Genomic DNA, 4078 nt, shown 5'->3' on the forward strand with positions numbered 1-4078 from the left:
ACCGACTCGGGTCGCGGTCAGGGTTGTCCCCGGACTCGACCCACACCGGCCAACGCCATGCGTAGCAGTCCCACGGGCCGCCCCCGCCGGCCCGACACATGCCTTTTCGGGTAGTTGTGCTGCTGAACTGCCTGTGCGCAGCGATCCCGGCGCGGGAGCGGGTGGCCACCTGCGAGGAGGTCTTCGAGCTGCCGGAGGAGGCGAGCGTGGTGGTGATGGTCAATGCGGCCGACGCCGAGGCCGTCCCCGCGACCGACCTCTGGCGGGGGATCGTCACAGTGCTGTGCCCCGACAGCCTGCCGACCTGGTGACCATCACAGCGCCGCGGTCCACTCCAACCACGCGGCACCGGGGTGGGCCCGGCCCAGCACCGCACCGCGGCGCGCACCGTTCCGGATGCTCACCCGGCCGATCACGCCGAACACGCCGCCGTCACGGTTATCCCGCAGCCAGTCCGGCGGAACCTCCAGGCCCTGCACCGTCCCGGTCGCGGCCGGCCCCAACGGGACGAGCGGGTCGACCGAGATCCACTCCACGTCGCGGACCTGCCCAATCCGTGTGACCGCCTCCCGGAAGGCGGACAAGCGCTGCGGCGGCAAGAACACGTGCACATAGGTGTCGACCAGGCAAAGCAGCCTCTCCGGCGGAACCTCCTCGACCACCCTGGGCAGCAGCTCGACGAGATCACCGCGCAGGCTCGGCGCAGGGTGCGCTCGGGCCACCTCGACGGCGGCGGCGAACCGGGTGACCGCGCCGACCTCCGGCGGCACGCAGGCGGCCAGCCACCGCGCCGTGGCAGCGTCGGTGAGGTCCAGCGGCTCGGCGTCGACGCCGAGCCGGAGCGCCACGGCGGGCAGCCGAGGCGGGACCGGCGGTCGCCCTCTGCCGCGCACGGAGCAGGACAGCCGCACCGGCGACCGCACGTCCCCGGCGCTCGACTCGGTACCGTCGGGGAGACGATAGGTGTAGTGGTAGCGATCCAGGTGCAGGCCCAAGCCAGCACCGGTGCCAAGGTCGACCAGCGCCAGAGGCCGCGGATCCCCCGCAGCGACCGCGGCGAGCGCGGGGACCACATCCAGGCACCGGCCCACCTCGTTCATCTGGTAGCGGTGCTCACGGCACAGCCGAGCCAGGGCGGAGGCCTCGGACCGGGCGAAGGCCCGCAGCGCCGGGCGGAACCCCTCGTCCGGCGGTGGCTGCCCACCGCCGGGTCGCGGATAGTAGGCGGCCAGCCGCGCCGGGCCGCGCTCATCGAGGTGAAACCTGAGCGCGGCGCTGAGCACCAGCGGCGGCAGCCGGTCCAGCGGCACCGCCGCAGCCAGGCTGAGCAGCTCATCGTCCTCCGCGATCGCGGTGAACGTCGCAGCGGTCAGCCACCAGCTGGCCGGCGCGTCCGGCGGGGACCAGGCCGCCGCGATGGACCGAGCCTGCTCCGCCACCGTCACCCGACGATCCCGGTCCACACCCGCAGGCTCGCCGACGGCCACCGGCCCGTCAACGGGCGGGTCCATCAGGTGCGGTCGGGCACCCGCACGGCCGGCCCGTGCCGACGACTGGGCTGTCACCGGCGGCAGAGCTCCCGTTGAACCGGGCGCCGCACCGTCGCAAGAAGGCCCGGGCCCCGGTGCCGCCTGGGGCGCCCAGCGCCCAAACCGAAGCACCCGTGAACGAAGCGGGGCCGGCACCAGCGGACACGAACGGCCTCTTCTCAGACTGAGGAGACGTCGCACCGGTCGGTGGATAGGCGGCGCGCGCACGCGCACGTCCCGGCCGGTCAGATGAGGTCGGTGATCGTCGCGGCACCGAGGTCGCACTGAGCCAGGAGTTCGTAGGACCGTCGGCCGAGGCTGCGCTCGACGACCCCATGCTGTCACCCCAAACCGTGCGCGACACCGCGGGCGCGATGAGCGGGATGACGCCGTAAGCGCAAGTGAGCGAGCAGTAAGCGGCTGTCATGGCCCTCGCAGCAGGCTCGGAACGTCCCAACAGCCGGTGTGGGTTGAGCCGTCCTGCGGCAGGTCGAGGCGCTCCTCCTGGCGCATCTCGCCCACGACGATCCGCGCGGGCCGACCGGTCCGCGGTGTGATAGCCCCCGCCCCCGCAGCGCGACGGAAGTGGGGCCGTGCTGAGGCCCTCCCCGTCGCCACCCGGCTACGTCATCCGTCGCGGTTGGGAGCGCCGGGAGTGGCGGGCGCGCCCGGGTGCCGGAAGCGGGGTGCACCCGGTGTCCGAGCCCTCCGGCGATGGGGCGCAGCAGGCCCCACCGAGAACCCGCAGGTGGGCGGCGGAAGGGATTTGACCCGGAGCACCACCGCGGTCGGTCCCCTTCCTCGGGCGGGCCCGAGACGGCGGAGATCCTCGTCCCCTTCCCGTGTCCGCGGTGGCATGAGCCGGCGAGACAACGGCGCAGAGCTGCTCGTTGCGCCCGGGCACGGCACGCGGGACCGTACTCGGGCGTCGTTTCGGCGCGCCGGTAGGAGTACTGGCCGAGGAGGATTCCATGGGCACGGTCGCCACCGAGTCGCAGCCGAGGACCAGGACAGGCCGGCCGACCCGCTTCCGGTGGGGAACGGCCTTGGCCGCGGTCCTCCTGGCCACCGGCTGTGCGGCAGCGGGGGCCACGTCGCCGGCCGTGCCGGCGACGGACGCGGCTGCGCCTGCCGATCAGTTCACTCCCGTGGTGGCGTCGACTCTGGACCCCGGAGCGGCGCCGGTTCTCGGCACCGACGGTCGGCTGCATGTCGTCTACGAGATCCAGCTGACCAACGCCAAGCCTGTGCCGGCGACGCTGCAGGAGATCCGCGTGCTCGACGCCGGCGATCCGGACCGGGTGGTCGCCACTGTCGGCGCGGACGAGCTGGTGAGCATCCTGCGCGACCTCACCGGCAAGACGCCCGCCGGTTCGCTGGAGATCGAGCCGTTCGTCTCCCGGCTGTTGCTCATGCACGTGTCCTTCGACTCGGCGGCCGATGTTCCGGCGTCCCTCGTCCACCGTTTCCTGCTCACCGGCGCCCCCCTCGCCGGCGGCACCAGCCCGGAACAACTCGACTACACCGCCGCCCCGTACGAGCTGTCCGGCACGCCTCCCGTGCTCGGGGCGCCCCTGGCCGGCGATGATTGGGTGGCCATCAACGGCTGCTGCGGCGCCGACGGCATTCACCGCAACACCGTGCTGCCGGTGAACGGGCACCTGGCGGACAGCCAGCGGTTCGCCATCGACTACATGCGCCTCGACGACGAGGGCCGGCTCGTGTCCGGCGACCCGGCCGTGGTGGAGTCCTACACCGCCTACGGCGCCGAGGTTCTCGCCGTGGCCGACGCCACGGTCGTGGCCACTCTGGACACCCTCGACGACCAGGTGCCGGGTTCGCTGCCCGACCCGTCGACCATCACCCTGGAGACCGTCGACGGCAACCACGTGGTTCTCGACCTCGGCGATGGCCGGTACGCCTTCTACGCGCACCTGCAGAAGGGGTCGGTCACCGTGGCGCCGGGCGACCGGGTCCGCCGGGGAGAGGTCCTGGGCCTGCTCGGCAACAGCGGGAACACCTCGGCTCCGCACCTGCACTTCCACCTGATGGACGGGGCTTCGGTGCTCGGCTCCAGCGGTCTGCCCTACACCTACGACGCCTTCAGCCTCGTCGGGCACGTCGACCCCGCCGCCTTCGCCGCGTCGGACACCCTCGAGGGCGTATGGAACGAAGACCTCCTGCCGACCCCCCAACCGCGGAGGCAGCAGTACCCGCTCGACCTCGACATCCTCGACTTCCCAGAGTCTTGAGCCGGGCCGGGCCGGAGTACGGCTCGAGAGTGTGGGGACCGGTGCTGATGTGATATCTCGGGGCAGCACGAGCCGGCCGGCGGCGAGGGCGGCGATCGCGGCGTAGGCGGCCAGCGCGATCGCGCCGTGGAGGGGTGTTCGCTGTGGGCCAGTCCCATGACGGCATTGATCGCGCCCGATCGGCAGGGAGGTCGAGGGCACGAGCAGGCCGACGATGTCCTCCCCGACAACCCCCCCAAGGCCACGAGTCTCATGACCCCGGCGACAGTGGATCGGGCGGCGTAGTCCACGCTCACG

At 72.7% G+C, this 4078-nt stretch carries 3 protein-coding genes; 2 read left to right on the top strand and 1 reads right to left on the bottom strand.

Annotation, left to right across the window (positions count from 1 at the left end):
* The first annotated feature begins 161 nt into the window (after positions 1-161).
* Positions 162-311, top strand: a complete 150-nt coding sequence (locus ABQ292_RS26115; RefSeq protein ID WP_369210617.1) for a hypothetical protein — start codon at positions 162-164, stop codon at positions 309-311.
* A gap of 3 nt (positions 312-314) precedes the next feature.
* On the opposite strand, the gene ABQ292_RS26120 is transcribed toward ABQ292_RS26115, so the two are convergent.
* Positions 315-1730, bottom strand: a complete 1416-nt coding sequence (locus ABQ292_RS26120) for a DUF2332 domain-containing protein (protein WP_369210618.1) — start codon at positions 1728-1730, stop codon at positions 315-317.
* 950 nt (positions 1731-2680) lie between these two features.
* On the opposite strand from ABQ292_RS26120, the gene ABQ292_RS26125 reads away from it, so the two are divergent.
* A complete protein-coding gene (locus tag ABQ292_RS26125; RefSeq protein WP_369210619.1) occupies positions 2681-3781 on the top strand; it encodes a M23 family metallopeptidase in 1101 nt (366 codons plus the stop codon).
* The last annotated feature ends 297 nt before the right edge of the window (positions 3782-4078 follow it).

This window comes from Geodermatophilus maliterrae, from assembly GCF_041018925.1.
Taxonomy (GTDB): domain Bacteria; phylum Actinomycetota; class Actinomycetes; order Mycobacteriales; family Geodermatophilaceae; genus Geodermatophilus; species Geodermatophilus maliterrae.